Source organism: Cellulosimicrobium composti (assembly GCF_010287905.1).
Classification (GTDB): Bacteria; Actinomycetota; Actinomycetes; order Actinomycetales; family Cellulomonadaceae; genus Cellulosimicrobium; species Cellulosimicrobium composti.
The window spans coordinates 19,380-35,488 of the sequence record NZ_JAAFAN010000014.1; the positions used below are offsets into that span (position 1 = coordinate 19,380).

15 protein-coding genes are annotated in these 16,109 nt (G+C 73.7%); 13 read left to right on the plus strand and 2 right to left on the minus strand.

Translation table 11 applies throughout. From position 1 onward, the window contains the following. The first annotated feature begins 121 nt into the window (after positions 1 to 121). From GYH36_RS06100 to GYH36_RS06150, 11 genes are all read left to right on the plus strand, one after another. Positions 122 to 922, plus strand: coding sequence for a helix-turn-helix transcriptional regulator (locus tag GYH36_RS06100; protein WP_115942446.1), 801 nt, complete (start codon positions 122 to 124; stop codon positions 920 to 922). A gap of 97 nt (positions 923 to 1,019) precedes the next feature. Beyond that, positions 1,020 to 2,480 (plus strand): Fe-S cluster assembly protein SufB, encoded by a 1,461-nt coding sequence (gene sufB / locus GYH36_RS06105; RefSeq protein WP_024839500.1) that lies wholly within the window; start codon positions 1,020 to 1,022, stop codon positions 2,478 to 2,480. A 1-nt stretch (position 2,481) separates the two neighbouring features. Beyond that, on the plus strand, positions 2,482 to 3,735 hold the full coding sequence (gene sufD, locus GYH36_RS06110; protein WP_024839501.1) for a Fe-S cluster assembly protein SufD: 1,254 nt from the start codon (positions 2,482 to 2,484) through the stop codon (positions 3,733 to 3,735). Continuing rightward, entirely contained in the window at positions 3,732 to 4,076 is a 345-nt protein-coding gene (locus GYH36_RS06115; RefSeq protein WP_021480875.1) for a non-heme iron oxygenase ferredoxin subunit, read from the plus strand. The genes sufD and GYH36_RS06115 overlap by 4 nt, the downstream gene beginning before the upstream one ends. A gap of 69 nt (positions 4,077 to 4,145) precedes the next feature. Continuing rightward, positions 4,146 to 4,928: a Fe-S cluster assembly ATPase SufC gene (gene sufC, locus GYH36_RS06120; RefSeq protein ID WP_024839502.1), complete on the plus strand. Its 783-nt coding sequence runs from the start codon at positions 4,146 to 4,148 to the stop codon at positions 4,926 to 4,928. A gap of 26 nt (positions 4,929 to 4,954) precedes the next feature. Next, a complete protein-coding gene (locus GYH36_RS06125; RefSeq protein WP_162289389.1) occupies positions 4,955 to 6,250 on the plus strand; it encodes a cysteine desulfurase in 1,296 nt (431 codons plus the stop codon). 11 nt (positions 6,251 to 6,261) lie between these two features. After that, on the plus strand, positions 6,262 to 6,789 hold the full coding sequence (sufU, locus tag GYH36_RS06130; RefSeq protein WP_024839504.1) for a Fe-S cluster assembly sulfur transfer protein SufU: 528 nt from the start codon (positions 6,262 to 6,264) through the stop codon (positions 6,787 to 6,789). Further along, entirely contained in the window at positions 6,786 to 7,139 is a 354-nt protein-coding gene (locus tag GYH36_RS06135; protein WP_024839505.1) for a metal-sulfur cluster assembly factor, read from the plus strand. The genes sufU and GYH36_RS06135 overlap by 4 nt, the downstream gene beginning before the upstream one ends. A 281-nt stretch (positions 7,140 to 7,420) precedes the next feature. Then, positions 7,421 to 8,812, plus strand: a complete 1,392-nt coding sequence (locus GYH36_RS06140; RefSeq protein ID WP_155098925.1) for a helix-turn-helix domain-containing protein — start codon at positions 7,421 to 7,423, stop codon at positions 8,810 to 8,812. 187 nt (positions 8,813 to 8,999) lie between these two features. Then, positions 9,000 to 10,244: a glycosyltransferase gene (locus GYH36_RS06145; protein ID WP_203231629.1), complete on the plus strand. Its 1,245-nt coding sequence runs from the start codon at positions 9,000 to 9,002 to the stop codon at positions 10,242 to 10,244. After that, positions 10,234 to 10,908, plus strand: coding sequence for a lysophospholipid acyltransferase family protein (locus GYH36_RS06150; RefSeq protein WP_162289390.1), 675 nt, complete (start codon positions 10,234 to 10,236; stop codon positions 10,906 to 10,908). Before GYH36_RS06145 ends, GYH36_RS06150 begins: the two co-directional genes overlap by 11 nt. Positions 10,909 to 10,921: 13 nt before the next feature. Here the strand turns inward: GYH36_RS06150 and GYH36_RS06155 are convergent, their stop codons facing one another. After that, complete coding sequence (locus tag GYH36_RS06155) at positions 10,922 to 11,482, minus strand: DinB family protein (RefSeq protein ID WP_024839509.1); 561 nt, start codon at positions 11,480 to 11,482, stop codon at positions 10,922 to 10,924. A gap of 177 nt (positions 11,483 to 11,659) precedes the next feature. Here GYH36_RS06155 and GYH36_RS06160 point away from each other — a divergent pair, with 177 nt between their 5' ends. Next, the gene (locus GYH36_RS06160; RefSeq protein WP_115942450.1) at positions 11,660 to 12,424 is read left to right on the plus strand and encodes an SDR family oxidoreductase; all 765 of its coding nucleotides are present in this window, start codon (positions 11,660 to 11,662) and stop codon (positions 12,422 to 12,424) included. Between the two features lie 251 nt (positions 12,425 to 12,675). Further along, complete coding sequence (locus tag GYH36_RS06165; protein WP_162289391.1) at positions 12,676 to 13,374, plus strand: lysoplasmalogenase; 699 nt, start codon at positions 12,676 to 12,678, stop codon at positions 13,372 to 13,374. A gap of 81 nt (positions 13,375 to 13,455) precedes the next feature. Here GYH36_RS06165 and GYH36_RS06170 read toward each other — a convergent pair whose 3' ends face one another. Further along, positions 13,456 to 15,906 (minus strand): DNA gyrase/topoisomerase IV subunit A, encoded by a 2,451-nt coding sequence (locus tag GYH36_RS06170; protein WP_024839512.1) that lies wholly within the window; start codon positions 15,904 to 15,906, stop codon positions 13,456 to 13,458. Positions 15,907 to 16,109: the final 203 nt, after the last annotated feature.

The following is a 16,109-nucleotide window of genomic DNA, read 5'->3' on the forward strand; positions in this document are numbered from 1 at the left end:
GCCACACCTGGCCCCGTCTGAGGGTCCCCTTGCTTGCGCCGGAGCAATTAGGGAACAACCATGTTGTCTATATCGGTGACGCTGCGCGTTCGCGCGTGCCCGGGAGCGAGAGGAGGGGAGCATGACAGCAGGAGCGGTCCGGCCGCAGGTACCGGCCTCCGTCGCGCCCGCCGGCGCTCCCCCCGCGACCCCCGCCGCGGACGCGGACCGGCGCACGCGCGAGCGCGTGCTCGAGCTCGTCGCCAGCGAGGGGCCCGTCAGCGCGGCCGACCTCGCCGCGCGGCTCGGGCTCACCCCCGCCGCCGTCCGGCGTCACCTCGCCCTCCTCGAGGACGACGACCTCGTCGCCGTGCACGACGCCGGGCACCCCACCGGGATGCGCGGGCGCCCGGCACGGCGCTACGTGACGACGCCGGCCGGACAGGGCGCGCTGAGCGGCACCTACGCCGACCTCGCGACCCAGGCGCTGCGGTACCTGCGCGACGTCGCCGGGGACGGCGCCGTCGAGCGGTTCGCGCAGGCTCGGCTCGCCGAGCTCGCCGACCGCTACGCCGGCCGCCTCGACGCCGACGACGTCGAGGGCCGCGCCGAGCAGCTCGCCGCGGCGCTCGCGGACGACGGCTACGCGGCGAGCGTGCGCCCCGTCCCCGGCACCTCCGCGATCCAGCTGTGCCAGGGCCACTGCCCGGTGCAGCACGTCGCGGAGGAGTTCCCCCAGCTGTGCGAGGCGGAGGCCCAGGTCTTCGCCCGGCTGCTCGGCTCGCACGTGCAGCGGCTCGCGACCCTCGCGACCGGTGCGCACGCGTGCACGACCAACGTCCCCGTGGGCGTGGCCGTCCCGGTTCCCGCACCTCGTGCGGCCCGGCCGCCCGCGGACCACGACGTCCGGGCGCGGGGGCGTCCGACGTCGGGCGAGACGTGACCCGGAGGGCGGCTCGCCGCCCTGCCCGCACGACACCCCCCGAACCCCCAGTACCGACTGCCCCCGCCCGCACACGACGGACAGTGGAAGGACGACCATGAGCGCTCCCACCCAGGACGCCGCCGGCACGGCCCAGCCGACCGGTGAGAAGCAGACCGACGACGAGATCATCGCCTCGATCGGCGCGTACGAGTACGGCTGGCACGACAGCGACGCCGCCGGCATGTCCGCGCAGCGCGGCCTCTCTGAGGACGTCGTGCGCAACATCTCCGCGCTGAAGAACGAGCCGGAGTGGATGCTGAACCAGCGCCTCAAGGCGCTGCGCCTGTTCGGCAAGAAGCCCATGCCGAGCTGGGGCTCCGACCTCTCCGGCATCGACTTCGACAACATCAAGTACTTCGTGCGCTCGACGGAGAAGCAGGCGACGAGCTGGGACGAGCTCCCCGAGGACATCAAGGCGACGTACGACAAGCTCGGCATCCCGGAGGCGGAGAAGCAGCGCCTCGTCGCGGGCGTCGCGGCCCAGTACGAGTCCGAGGTCGTCTACCACCAGATCCGTGAGGACCTCGAGGCGCAGGGCGTCATCTTCGTCGACACCGACACGGGCCTGCGCGACTACCCCGAGCTCTTCCAGGAGTACTTCGGCACCGTCATCCCCGCGGGCGACAACAAGTTCGCGGCGCTCAACTCGGCCGTGTGGTCGGGCGGGTCGTTCGTCTACGTGCCGCCGGGCGTGCACGTCGAGATCCCGCTGCAGGCCTACTTCCGCATCAACACGGAGAACATGGGCCAGTTCGAGCGGACGCTGATCATCGCGGACGAGGGCTCGTACGTGCACTACGTCGAGGGCTGCACCGCGCCGATCTACTCGTCCGACTCGCTGCACTCCGCGGTCGTCGAGATCGTCGTCAAGAAGAACGCGCGCGTGCGCTACACGACGATCCAGAACTGGTCGAACAACGTCTACAACCTCGTGACCAAGCGGGCGACCGCGGCCGAGGGCGCGACGATGGAGTGGGTCGACGGCAACATCGGCTCCAAGGTCACCATGAAGTACCCGGCGATCTACCTCCTCGGCGAGCACGCGCGCGGCGAGACGCTGTCGATCGCGTTCGCGGGCGAGGGCCAGCACCAGGACGCCGGCGCCAAGATGGTCCACGCGGCGCCGCACACGTCGTCGTCGATCGTCTCGAAGTCGGTCGCGCGCGGCGGTGGCCGCACGTCCTACCGCGGCCTGGTCCAGGTGCTCGAGGGCGCCTCGCACTCGGCCTCGACCGTGCTGTGCGACGCGCTGCTCGTCGACCAGATCTCCCGGTCCGACACCTACCCGTACGTCGACGTCCGCGAGGACGACGTGTCCATGGGGCACGAGGCGACGGTCTCGCGGGTGAGCGAGGACCAGCTGTTCTACCTCATGTCCCGAGGCATGGAGGAGACCGAGGCGATGGCCATGATCGTGCGCGGGTTCGTCGAGCCCATCGCGCGCGAGCTGCCCATGGAGTACGCGCTCGAGCTCAACCGCCTCATCGAGCTGCAGATGGAAGGGTCCGTCGGCTGATATGACCACCACCACCATTCCCGAAGAGGCCGGCCTGACGACCGACCACTCGCGCGCGCAGGCCGACGGGGCGCACTCCCACGGCGTCGTGCCGCAGGGCTCGCGCGCCGAGCGGCTCACGTCGTTCGACCTCGCCGACATCCCCGTGCCCTCCGGGCGCGAGGAGGAGTGGCGCTTCTCGCCGGTCGCGCGCCTCGCGCCGCTGTTCGACGAGCAGATCGTCGGCCAGACGGGCGGCGGCGACGTGCGCGTCACGGTCGTCGAGGCGCCCGAGGTCGAGGTCGCGATCGTCGGCCGCGACGACGAGCGCCTCGGCACGGCCGGCAAGCCGGGCGACCGCACCGCCGTCACCGCGTGGAACGCGTTCGAGCAGTCGACCGTCGTCACCGTGCCCAAGGAGGCCGTGGCGTCCGACGTCACGTCCGTGCGGGTCGAGGGCCACGGAGGCACGCCGACGGCGAGCCACGTCCTCGTGCGCGCCGAGCGGCACTCCGAGGCCGTCGTCGTGCTCGACCACGTGGGCACCGCGACGCTCAACGAGACGGTCGAGATCGTCGTCGAGGACGGCGCCCACCTCACCGTCGTGTCCGTGCAGGACTGGGCCGACGGCGCCGTGCACGCGTCGTCGCACCGCGCCCGCCTGGGCCGCGACGCGCGCCTCAAGCACGTCGTCGTGACGCTCGGCGGCGACGTCGTGCGCATCACCCCCGACGCGGAGTTCACCGCCGAGGGCGGCGACGTCGAGATGGTCGGCCTCTACTTCGCGGACGCGGACCAGCACCAGGAGCACCGCCTGTTCGTCGACCACGCCGTGCCGCGCTGCAAGTCGCGCGTGACGTACAAGGGCGCGCTGCAGGGCGAGGGCGCGCACGCGGTGTGGGTCGGCGACGTGCTCATCCAGGCCGAGGCCGAGGGCACGGACACCTACGAGCTCAACCGCAACCTCGTCCTCACGGACGGCGCGCGCGCGGACTCGGTGCCGAACCTCGAGATCGAGACGGGCGAGATCGAGGGCGCGGGTCACGCGTCCGCGACCGGTCGCTTCGACGACGAGCAGCTGTTCTACCTGCAGGCGCGCGGCATCCCGGAGATCGAGGCGCGCCGCCTCGTCGTCCGCGGCTTCTTCGCCGAGCTCATCCAGGAGATCGGCGTCGCGTCGGTCGAGGAGCGCCTGCTCGAGGCGATCGAGCGCGAGCTGAGCAAGTCCATGTCGATCATCGACGGGAGCGCCGAGCCCGCCGAGGCGTCGGCGTGACCGCTCAGCCCGCCTGCACGACGTCCGACCTCGGCCCGGAGGAGGCGCTCCGCGTCGAGCTCCCGGCCGAGGACGGGCGCGTCGTCGAGGTCGCGGTCGTGCGCGACGGCGACGGCGGTTGGCACGCGATCTCGGACATCTGCTCCCACGGGGCGGTGTCCCTCTCGGACGGCGAGGTCGAGGGCTGCTTCGTCGAGTGCTGGCTGCACGGCTCGCAGTTCGACCTGCGGACCGGCATGCCGACCGCGCTGCCCGCGATGCGGCCCGTGCCCGTCTACCCGGTGACGGTCGACGGCGAGCAGGTGCTCGTCGACGTCGACCGCGTCGTCGCCCCCACCTGACCGTCCTTGACTGACCCGGCGCGCCGCGCGCGCCCCACAGCTCACCAGAACCTCTTGGAGAAGAACCAGATGTCCACTCTCGAGATCCGCGACCTGCACGTCAGCGTCGAGACCAAGGAAGGGCCGAAGCCGATCCTGCGCGGCGTCGACCTGACGATCGCCAGCGGCGAGGTCCACGCCATCATGGGCCCGAACGGCTCCGGCAAGTCGACGCTCGCGTACTCGATCGCCGGCCACCCCAAGTACGAGGTCACCGGCGGCACCGTGACGCTCGACGGCGAGGACGTCCTCGCGATGAGCGTCGACGAGCGCGCCCGCGCGGGCCTCTTCCTCGCGATGCAGTACCCGGTCGAGGTCCCCGGCGTGTCCGTGTCCAACTTCCTGCGCACCGCGAAGACCGCGATCGACGGCGAGGCCCCCGCGCTGCGTCACTGGGTCAAGGACGTCAAGGGCGCCATGGAGCGCCTGCGCATGGACGACTCGTTCGCCGAGCGCTCGGTCAACGAGGGCTTCTCCGGCGGTGAGAAGAAGCGCCACGAGATCCTCCAGATGGAGCTCCTCAAGCCGAAGTTCGCCGTGCTCGACGAGACCGACTCGGGCCTCGACGTCGACGCGCTGCGCATCGTCTCCGAGGGCGTGAACCGCGTCCACGGCGAGACCGACGCGGGCATCCTGCTCATCACGCACTACACGCGCATCCTGCGCTACATCAAGCCGGACTTCGTCCACGTCTTCGTCGACGGCAAGGTCGCGGAGGAGGGCGGCCCGGAGCTCGCCGAGCGCCTGGAGGAGGAGGGCTACGACCGCTACCTCGGTGGCGCCGTCGAGTCCGCCTCGGCCGCCTCCGCCTGAGCCGTCCCGCACCCGAGGAGCCAGCCATGACGACCACCGCGCACAGCGCCCGCCTCACGGCGGACGAGCTCGCCGCCGTGCGAGCGGACTTCCCGCTGCTCGAGCGCACCGTGCGCGGTGGTCGTCCGCTCGTCTACCTCGACTCCGCGGCGACGTCGCAGAAGCCGCAGGTCGTCCTCGACACCGAGGTCGACTTCTACGAGGAGCGCAACGCGGCCGTGCACCGCGGCGCGCACCAGCTCGCCGAGGAGGCGACGGAGGCGTTCGAGGACGCCCGTGCGGACGTCGCGGCGTTCGTCGGGGCGCGGCCGGGCGAGATCGTGTGGACGTCCGGCGCGACGGCCGCGATCAACCTCGTCGCGTACGGGATCTCGAACGCGACGCTCGGGCGCGGGGGAGAGGCGGCCCGCCGCTTCGCGCTCGCCCCGGGCGACGAGATCGTCGTCACCGAGGCCGAGCACCACGCGAACATCGTCCCGTGGCAGGAGCTCGCGGCCCGGACGGGCGCCGTCCTGCGCTGGTTCGACGTGGACGACGACGGCCGCGTGCGCGTTGAGGACGCCGCGAGCGTCATCACGGAGCGCACGCGCGTCGTGGCGTTCACGCACGTGTCGAACGTGACGGGCGCGATCACGCCGGTCGAGCCGGTCGTGGCGCGGGCGCGCGAGGTCGGGGCGCTCACCGTGCTCGACGCGTGCCAGTCCGTCCCGCACCTGCCCGTGGACCTGCCCGCGCTCGGCGTCGACTTCGCCGCGTTCTCGGCCCACAAGATGCTGGGCCCGACGGGCGTCGGCGCGCTCTACGGGCGGCGCGAGCTGCTCGAGGCGCTGCCGCCCGTGACGACCGGCGGGTCGATGATCGAGGTCGTCACGATGACCGAGTCGACGTACATGGCCCCGCCGCAGCGCTTCGAGGCCGGCACGCAGCCCGTCGCGCAGGTCGTCGGGTTCGGCGCCGCCGCGAAGTACCTGCACGAGCTGGGCATGGACGCGGTCGCGGCGCACGAGCACGAGCTCGCGGCCGAGCTGCTGCGCATCGCGGAGATCCCGGGCGTGCGGATCATCGGTCCGCGCGAGCCCGTGGACCGGCTCGCCGTCGTGTCGTTCGTCGTGGACGGCGTGCACGCGCACGACGTCGGCCAGGTGCTCGACGACGCCGGGATCGCCGTGCGCGTGGGCCACCACTGCGCGCAGCCGCTGCACCGCCGGTTCGGGATCGCCGCGACCGCGCGCGCGTCCGCGTCGGTGTACACGACGCGCGAGGACGTCGACGCGTTCCGGGAAGCATTGGCCGGGGTCCGGGCGTTCTTCTCGGTGGACTGAGGAAGGACGCCATGAGCTCGATCGAGCAGATGTACCAGCAGGTCATCCTCGACCACGCGAAGACCCCGCACGGTCGGGGCCTGGTCGAGGTGACGGACGGCGCGACGAGCGGCCAGTCGCACCAGGTCAACCCCACGTGCGGCGACGAGGTGACGCTCCGCGTCGAGCTCGCCGGCGACACCATCGAGCGCGTGAGCTGGGAGGGGCAGGGCTGCAGCATCTCGCAGGCCTCGCTGTCCGTGCTCACGGACCTCGTGACCGGTCGCCCCGCGACCGAGGCCGAGCACCTCGGCGAGGCGTTCCGCGAGCTCATGGGCTCGCGCGGCAAGGGCCTCGACGAGGCCACCGAGGACGAGCTCGGCGACGCGACCGTCTTCACGGGCGTGTCGCGCTACCCTGCGCGTATCAAGTGCGCCCTGCTCGGGTGGGCCGCGCTGCGCGACTCGCTCGTCACCTCGGGAGCCCTCGCCGCCCCGCAGACCGCAGCAGCCCCCGACGCGGCGCCCGCCGCGCGGGCAACGACGGAGGAGAACCGATGACCACCGAGACCGGCGCGCCCGCCGAGGGCGCCACGCCGAGCCCGCCGAACGTCGCGGACGTCGAGGAGGCGCTGCGCGACGTCATCGACCCCGAGCTCGGCATCAACGTCGTCGACCTCGGCCTCGTGTACGGGATCCAGATCGACCAGAACAACCACGCCGTCATCGACATGACGCTCACGTCCGCGGCCTGCCCGCTGACCGACGTCATCGAGGACCAGTCCGCCCAGGCGCTCGAGGGCCTCGTCGACGGCTTCCGCGTCAACTGGGTCTGGATGCCGCCGTGGGGTCCGGAGAAGATCACGACCGACGGCAAGGAGCAGCTCCGCGCGCTCGGCTTCAACGTCTGACGGTCAGCACCGGTCGACACCGACGCCGCGTCCCCACGGGGGCGCGGCGTCGTGCTGTCCGGAGGGTCCGGCGCGGGTCTGACGGCCCGTCGCGGCCCCCGCGGGCGCGCCGCTGCTCACGATCCGGTTTCGGATCGTTCCGGCGCGTTGACGAGGAGTGTCCTGAGTGTTGGGATATGGGCGCCCCACCCCACTTCTCGGAGGACGACGTGACACAGCAGGACCAGACCGGATCGGGCGGTTCACCGCGGCAGGTGCGTTACCGCGGCAGGCATCTGCCCATGGTCGCCGTGGTGGTCGCGGCACTCATCGCGACCGCCCTGGCCTACAGCGGCATGGTCCTGTTCGGCCTCGAGGTCGCGCACATGACGCCGCTCGAGGCGTACGGCCTCGCGGGCTTCCTCGAGGTCAGCCTCGTCGCGGTCGCGCTCATGGCGCGCAACGCGGCTCTCGAAGGCCGCCCGTACGGCGTCCTGCTCACGCTCACGTGGGTGCTCTCGGGCACGTCGGGCCTGTTCGCGGCCCTCCACGAGGTCGCCGTGCCGACGGCGAGCACGCCGTACATGGTGATCTTCCGGTTCGTCCCGCCGCTGGTCGCCGCGCTCATGTGGCACCTCGCGCTCGTGGGGGAGCGGCACATGGTCACGGGGCACACGCTCGAGGAGCGTCGTCGCGAGGCACGCGTCCACGGCTACGTCTCCGCCCTGGAGCAGTGGCGCGACGCGCGCGCGGACAGCGCCGGCTCGCCCGCGGACCTGCGCAAGGTCCGCGCCGCGCACGAGCGTCAGCGCGCCGCGCGGGACGCCGCGCTCAAGCTCCTGACGGTCGAGGACTTCGAGCGCCGCATGCAGGTGTGGGTCGAGCGCCTGGAGGCGGCGGAGCGTCACGGCGCGCGGCTCGACCTCATCGGGGCGAGCTCCGTCAAGCGCGGCACCGCGCGCGGCCCGGCCGAGGTCGCGGCCGTCGCCGCGGTCGTCGCCGCGCCGGTCGCCGTCGTCACGGACGCTCGCGGGGCGGACGCGCGCGAGGCCGACGCCCGCGAGCTCGGGGGCTCGACCCTTCCCGAGATCGCGGCGCCCGAGCCGGCGCGCGCGACGGCCGCCGAGGCCGTGGTCGAGGCGCAGGAGCGTGCGGCCGAGTCCTCGCAGGACGACGCGATCACCGAGGAGCTCCCCGCCACCGAGGCGCCCGCGGAGGACGGCACGGCCGACGCGGTGGACGTGGCGGACGAGGCGGTGGACGAGGTGGACGAGAAGCCCTACGTGCCCCAGACGTCCTTCGAGGCCCTGCCGGACCTGGAGGCGCGCGTCAAGGAGGTGTTCGGGCGCACCCGGCCGCTCCCGTGGGAGCAGCCCGTCCCCGAGACCCCGAGCGCCCCGGCCGTCGAGCCGCCGACGGTGACCGGCCACACGCGCCGCGTCGAGCTCTTCGACCTCGCGCGCCCGGCGGCCGAGACCTCGGCGGCGGCGACCGACGAGGCGACGCCGGGCGAGGAGGACCCGACCGTCGAGCGCGACCGCCGCATCGTCGAGCTCGCCCGCCAGGGCATGAACCAGCGCGAGATCGCGCAGAAGGTCTCGGCGTCGCGCTCGACCGTGAGCCGCGTCGTGCGCCGCTACGAGGACCAGAAGCCCCTCGCGGAGGAGGACGAGCGCGAGCTCGCCAACGCCTGAGCGGGACCTCGGGCGCGGCAGCGCCCGGCTGCGGCCCGACGGTCCGAGCGTGCCCGGCGGCGCGCTCGGACCGGGGCCCGGACCCCGGCGGACCGCGACACGCTCCCGGCGCGTCCGGCGTCCCCCGGCGGCGGTCCTCTAGCCTGACGTCATCCCGTCAGCAGGCGCGGACCGTGCGCCGAGCGTCGTGAGGGAGCCGCGGGTGCGCGTCCTGCTCGTCATCGACCAGTTCGAGGATCCCACCAACGGGACCACGGTCTCGGCCCGGCGCTTCGCCGCCGCGCTGCGCCGGCGCGGGCACGAGGTGCGCGTCGCGTGCTACGCCGACGACGCGACGCAGCGATCCGACGCCCCGCACCCGGCCGACGACGTCGTGCGCTACCCGCTCCGGCGGCGCGGCGTCCCGGGGTTCGACCGGGTCGTCGCCGCCCAGGGCTGGGTGCTCGCCAAGCCCGACGACGACGTGCTGCGCGAGGCGCTGCGCTGGGCCGACATCGCGCACGTCATGTCGCCGTTCTGGCTCGGCTCCCGGGCCCAGCGGCTCGCGGGCGCTCTCGGCGTCCCGGCCACCGCCGCGTTCCACGTGCAGCCGGAGAACGTCACGTACAGCCTCGGGCTGGGTCGGGTGCGGCCGCTCAACGACCTCGTGTACGCCGTGTTCCGGCCGTTCTACGACCGCTTCGGCCACGTCCACTGCCCCAGCCGGTTCATCGCCGACGAGCTGCGCAACCACGGGTACCGCGCGTCGCTGCACGTGGTGTCGAACGGCGTCGACCCGCGCTTCGTCCCGCGCCGGCTGCCGAAGCGGGGCGACCTGGCCGGACGGTTCGTCATCACCATGACGGGCCGGCTGTCCCGCGAGAAGCGTCAGGACGTGCTCCTCGAGGCGGTCCGCCGGTCCCGGCACGCCGAGCGCATCCAGGTCGTGCTCGCCGGGCGCGGGCCGCTCGCCGAGCGGTACGCGCGGCTCGGCAGGTCGCTCCCGCACCCGCCGGTCATCGGCTTCCTCTCCCAGGACGCGCTCCGCGACGTGCTCGCGTCTAGCGACCTGTACGTGCACGCGGCCGACGCGGAGATCGAGGCCGTCGGGTGCCTCGAGGCCGTCGCGACCGGGCTCGTCCCGGTGATCGCCGACGCCCGCGCGTCGGCGACCGGCCAGTTCGCGCTCGACGAGCGCAGCCTCTTCCGCGCGGGCGACCCCACGGACCTCGCGCGTGCGATCGACTACTGGGTCGAGCACGACGACGAGCGTGCCCGGATGGGGTCGGTCTACGCCGAGCTGGGCGCGGAGCACGCGATCGACCGGTGCGTCCCGCGGATCGAGGAGATGCTGCTCCGCGCGGTGGCCGAGCAGGGCCGTGCGGCGGACCCGACGGCGCTCGACCACGAGGACACCGAGGGCCGCACGCACGGGCGCTCCCATGAGCGCTGAGGTCCCGCGCGAGGGCCGGACGCCCCGACTCTGGAGCCGCGCCGACGCGGTCTTCTTCGACGTCGCCATGGCGATCGTGCGCGGGTACGGGTACGTCGTCCACGGGCTGCGCGTCACGGGGCGCGAGCACCTCGACGCGGTGGGCGGCGGCGTCGTGACGGTCTCGAACCACGTGCACTACCTCGACGGCCCGTGGGCCGCCGGGCAGTTCCGGGGCCGACGCGCGGCCGTCACGTCCCAGCCCGAGAACTTCCGCCTCCCCGTGGCCGGGTTCCTCGTCACCCACCTCCTCGCCCTGGCGCTGCCGCGCACGCCCGGCGAGCTCCGCACGTTCGAGGAGCGGCTGCGCCGGGTCCTCGACGCGGGCCAGGGGGTGCACGTCTTCCCCGAGGGCGAGCTCGTCATGTACGACACGGCGCTGCGGCCGTTCCGGCGCGGCGCGTTCGCGTACGCGTGCCGGCTCGGCGTGCCCGTCGTGCCGATGGTCTTCACGTACGGCGCGCGGCCCTGGTGGCGTCCGCGGCCGCCGATCCGGCTGACGATCCTGCCGCCCGAGCGACCCCGGGGCGCGGCACCCGCCGACGTCGCCGAGCTCCTGGCCCGCTGCCGGGCGGCCATGGACGCGGTCGTCCGCGAGCGGCGCGGGGTGGCCGCCCGCTGGTGAGGACCGGCGGGGCCTACTGACCGACGCGACCGTCGATGCGCTCGCGCAGGAGGTCGGCGTGCCCGCAGTGGCGGGCGTACTCCTCGATCCGGTGCACGAGGACCTCCCGGACCGCGACCCGGTCGGGGCCGAGGCGCTCGCCGAGGTCCGGGTGCAGCGCGAGCGCCGCGTCGGTCGCGGCCTGCTCGCGCGCCAGGTTCACGTACGCGTCGTCCACCACGGCCTGGTCGGCGACGGCGCCGTCGAAGTCGGCGTCGTCGCCGCCGTACAGCGCCGGCTCGGGTCCGTCGTCGGAGATCCACCCGCGCCACTCCCGCTCGACCTCGGCCAGGTGGCGCACGAGACCGAGCAGCGACAGCGTCGACGGCGGCACGGAGCGCCGCGCGAGCTGCTCCGGGCTCAGGCCGTCGCACTTCATGAGCAGCGTCATGCGATAGCTCGACGTGTAGTCGAGCAGGGTCGCGAGCTCGCCGTCGGGGCTCACGCCGTCGGTGTTCCGCGGGTCGTCGTCGGGGTCGACCCACATGTCGGGGTAGACGGTCGCGCGGCTCCAGCGGGCAGGCTCCTCGGTCATCGCCTCATGCTCCCGGCGCGGCTCGTGCGCGGCAAGGGCTTTGCCGTCCCGGCGTCACGACGGCGCCGCCGAGACGGCGTGCTCGGCGCCCGCTGTCACGGATCGCGGACCCGGCCGGTCGATCAGGAGTCAGGGGCGCGCCGCGGGCCGCCCGGATCCACGTCACGGAGGTGCGTCATGAAGGTCGTCGTCATCGGGGGAACAGGGCTGATCGGCTCGCAGGTCGTCTCGCGGGTGCGGGAGCAGGGGCACGAGGCGCTGCCGGCGTCGCCGAACACGGGCGTGAACACGCTCACGGGCGAGGGGCTCGCCGAGGCGCTCGCGGGCGCGGACGTCGTGGTCGACGTGTCGAACTCCCCGTCCTTCGCCGACGCGGACGTGCTGAGCTTCTTCACCACGTCGACCACGAACGTGCTCGCCGCGGAGCAGGCCGCGGGCGTCGGTCACCACGTCGCGCTCTCGATCGTCGGTGCGGACCGTGCACCGAGCAGCGGGTACCTGCGGGCCAAGGTGGCCCAGGAGGGGCTCATCAAGGCGTCGCCCGTGCCGTGGACGATCGTCCGCGCGACGCAGTTCTTCGAGTTCCTCGCCGCCATCGCAGACTCGGCGACGCAGGACGGCGTGGTCACGCTGTCCACGGGAGCGATCCAGCCGATGGCCGCCCAGGACGTGGCCGCGGAGGTCGCCGACGTCGCCATGGCACCGGCGCGGAACGCCACCGTGGAGATCGCCGGCCCCGAGCGCTTCCACCTCGACGAGCTCGTGCGCGGCGCCCTCGCCGCGGCCGGCGACCCGCGCACCGTGGTCTCCGACCCGGCCGCGACCTACTTCGGCACGCCTCTCGACGAGACGACGATCGTGCCGGTGGGCGACGACGCGATCCTCGCGCCGACGACGCTCTCCGCGTGGAAGGAGGCGCGCGCCGCTGCGGCGGCGAGCTGAGCGTCGGACGCACTCAGGTACCCGAGGAGCCCCGACCACGAGACCGCGGCCGGGGCCTCCTCGCGCCCCGACCACCGCCGGACGGAGCCTCGGCAGTCCCCGAGGGAGGTCCCCTGGACGCGGGCACCGGCGTGCGCTCGTGTCTCGGGCACGATCTCGACGGTCCGGGGCCTGGGGAGTGCGGGGCGGCGCACTAGGATCGGGCCGCCGGCGATGGTGCCGGCCGCTCGACCGAAGGAGTCACGACGCCCATGCCCGCCGCGTGGGGCGCGCTCGCCCTGCTCACCCTCGTCCACCTCGTCGCGCACCTCACCGGGGCCCCGGCGCTCGCCGACACGACGCAGTGGTTCCTCATGCCCCTGCTCGCGGGCTGCCTGTGGCTCGCGACGCGACCCTCCCCGGGCGGTGCGCGGCGCTCGCGGCTCGTCCGGCTCGTACTCGTCGCGCTCGGCTTCTCGTGGCTCGGGGACGCCGCACCCGACCTCGCCGACGGCGACGCCGCGTTCCTCGTCATGGTGGGCTTCTTCCTCTGCGCCCAGGTCACGTACACGCTCGCGTTCTGGCCGTTCCGCGCAGGCTCCGTGCTCCGACGCCCGCTCGGCCTCGCGCCGTACGCGCTCGCCCTCGTCGCGCTGGTCGTCGCGTGCGCGCCGGGCGCCGGGTCGCTGCTCGTCCCGGTGCTCGTCTACGGCGTGGCTCTCGTCGCGACGGCGGTCACGTCGACCGGCGTGGACCGCCTCGCCGGCGTCGGCGGCGCCGTCTTCCTCGTCTCGGACGCGCTCATCGCGCTCCACGCCTTCGCGCCCTGGTACGACCTGCCCGCCCACGGGTTCTGGGTCATGCTCACCTACGTCGCCGGCCAGGTGCTCCTCGTGCTGGGAGTGCTGCGTCGTGAGCGCCGGGAGTCGGTCGCCGCAGCGAAAGGAGAACCCGCCTGGGCGTCGACGTGACGCTCGCACGCGTCGTCCAGGAGGGGCGGTCGTGGCTCGCAGGGTCGAGAGCGGGCGGGACCGTGCGTGGCGGCGGGAGGGCTAGCCGACCGCGGTGACCGGCGAGGCGAGCGGCGTTCCCGACCCGTCGCGGCGCTGGTCGACCGAGGGCAGGTCCACGGCCTGGCCGCCGGAGCCCGTCGCGCGCGCCGGACCCTGGCCGACCCAGGCGAGGATGAGCGCGTCCTCGCCCTTGAGGAACCGCTGTGCCCGGACGCCGCCGGTGCCGCGACCCTTGCCCGGGTAGAGCTCGTACGGGGTGACCTTGCCGGCGCCGGTCTGCGTGCCGGGCAGCGCGGTCGACGACCCGGCGATCGTCACGACGACCCCGAGGTCACGGACGTCCGCCGGCACGACCCCGAAGAACGCCACGCGGTGACCCGGCGCGAGGCGGATGCCCGCCATGCCGCCCGCGGGCCGGCCCTGCGGGCGCACCGCCGAGGCGTCGAAGTGCAGGAGGGACGCGTCGCTGCTGACGAACACGAGCTCGTCCGCGTCGGTGGCGGGCGCCGCGCCGACGACCGTGTCGCCGTCCTTGAGCCCGATGATCTCCCAGTCGTCACGGTTCGCGGGCGGGTCGCCGGGCGTCACGCGCTTGACGACGCCCTGGGCGGTGCCGAGCGCGAGCGGGGGAGCGTCGGCGGCGATCGACGCGATCGTCACGGCCTCCTCGCCGGGCTCGAGCGCGACGACCTCGCTGAGCGGGACGCCCCCGGACAGGCTCGGCGCGCTGTCCGTCGGGGGCAGCGCAGGCAGGTCGAGCACGGACACGCGGACCATGCGCCCGCGGCTCGTGACGATGCCGACCTCGCCGCGCGCCGTCGTGCGGACCGCGGCGCGCAGCACGTCGTGCGCGGCGCGCGGCCCGGTCCGGGCGGGCTCCGTCTCGTCGCTCGTGCGCGCGAGCAGCCCCGTCGCGGAGAACAGCGCCCAGCACGGCGTGTCCGCGACCTCGAGCGGCACGGCCGAGGTCGTCGTCGGGGCGGCGCCCGCCGACTCGAGGAGGATCGTGCGGCGCGGCGTGCCGTACGTCTTCGCGACGTCGGCCATCTCGGCGGACACCACGGCCCGCAGCCGCGCGTCGCTGCCGAGGATCTCCTGGAGCTCCTCGATCTCGCGGCGCAGCGTCTCCTGCTCCTTCTCGAGCTCGATGCGCGAGAACTTCGTGAGGCGGCGCAGCTGCAGCTCGAGGATGTAGTCGGCCTGCGGCTCGGAGAGGTCGAACACCGTCTGCAGGCGGGCGCGCGCCGTCGCGGCGTCGTCGGACGAGCGGATGACCTCGATGACCTCGTCGATGTCGACGATCGCGACGAGCAGGCCGTCCACGAGGTGCAGGCGCTCCGACCGCTTGCGCAGCCGGTAGGCCGAGCGGCGGCGCACGACGTCGATCCGGTGGTCGACCCAGACGGACAGCATCTCGCGCAGGCCGAGCGTGCGCGGCTGGCCGTCCACGAGCGCGACGTTGTTCATGCCGAACGAGTCCTCGAGCGGCGTGTACTTGTAGAGCTGCTCCAGCACCGCCTCGGGGTTGAACCCCGTCTTCACCTCGACGACGATCCGCAGGCCGTGCTCGCGGTCCGTGAGGTCGGTCGCGGCGGTGATGCCCTGGATCTTCTTCGACTTCACGCCCTCGGCGATCTTCTCGATCACCTTCTCGGGGCCGACGAGGTACGGCAGCTCGGTGATGACGATGCCCTTGCGCCGCGGCGTGAGGTTCTCCACGCGCGCGGTCGCGCGCGTGCGGAACGTGCCGCGGCCCGTGCGGTAGGCGTCGCGCACGCCGTCGAGGCCGACGATCTTGCCGCCCGTGGGCAGGTCCGGGCCGGGGACGAAGCGCATGAGCGCGTCGAGGTCGGCGTCCGGGTGCGCGACGAGGTGGCGCGCCGCGGCGACGACCTCGACGAGGTTGTGCGGCGCCATGTTCGTCGCCATGCCGACGGCGATGCCCGACGCCCCGTTGACGAGGAGGTTGGGGATCGCGGCGGGCAGCACGTCCGGCTGCTGCAGCTTGTTGTCGTAGTTCGGGACGAAGTCGACGACGTCCTCGTCGAGGCCCGCGGTCATCGCGAGCGACGGCGGCGCGAGGCGCGCCTCGGTGTACCGCGAGGCGGCGGGACCGTCGTCGAGCGTGCCGAAGTTCCCGTGCCCGTCGACGAGGGGCAGCCGCAGCGAGAAGTCCTGCGCGAGGCGCACGAGCGCGTCGTAGATCGCGGCGTCGCCGTGCGGGTGGAGCTTGCCCATGACCTCCCCGACGACGCGCGCGGACTTCACGTGCGCGCGGTCGGGGCGCAGGCCCATGTCGGCCATCATGTAGAGGATGCGGCGCTGGACGGGCTTGAGGCCGTCGCGCGCGTCGGGCAGGGCGCGGGAGTAGATGACGGAGTAGGCGTACTCGAGGAACGACGTCTCCATCTCCGCCTGGACGTCGACGTCGACGATCTTCTCGTTCACCTCGGCCGGGTCGATCGAGGGGGTCGAGGACTTGCGCGCCATGTGCCTGCGGGCTCCTGCCGTTCGGTGCGCCCCGAGGGCGCTGCTTCGTGCCGGTGGCGGCCGGCGGTGACGTGCTGCGGGTGCGTGCCGCACGCGAGGGTACGCCACGGCGCCGACACGCCGACTCACCACGGCTGCCGGGACCATTGTCCTCCCCCGTCGGGGCGGGGTGGCGCAGGCGCACGGCGCGTCGCACCGCATAG